General features: G+C 43.1%; 1 protein-coding gene. It reads left to right on the top strand.

Annotated features, from left to right (window positions below):
- Nucleotides 1–283: GNAT family N-acetyltransferase (locus HBA93_RS20705; RefSeq protein WP_221724524.1), on the top strand; the 283-nt coding region annotated here is incomplete at both ends.

Raw genomic sequence — 283 nt, 5'->3', positions numbered from 1 at the left:
AAGTCCGTACTGCCAAGCAAGAAGATATTCAGCAACTATTACAACTTTATCGCCATCTCAATTCCGATGACCCAGACATAAAAATTGATGATGCTTACAAAAACTGGGAACTGTTGCAACTTTATACGGGAAGTCAAATTCACGTTGGTTGCTTGAATAATATCCTTATCGCAACTTGTACGCTCGTCATAATTCCCAACCTCACACGCGGCGGAGCCCCTTATGCCCTGATCGAGAATGTTGTGACTCATACGGCTTATCGGAGACAAGGATATGGGAAAAC

This window comes from Ochrobactrum sp. SFR4 (assembly GCF_019730395.1).
In the GTDB taxonomy this organism is placed as follows: Bacteria; Pseudomonadota; Alphaproteobacteria; order Rhizobiales; family Rhizobiaceae; genus Pseudochrobactrum.
The sequence above is the reverse complement of the archived record's forward strand: the minus strand, read 5'-3'. Positions and strand labels throughout refer to the sequence as shown.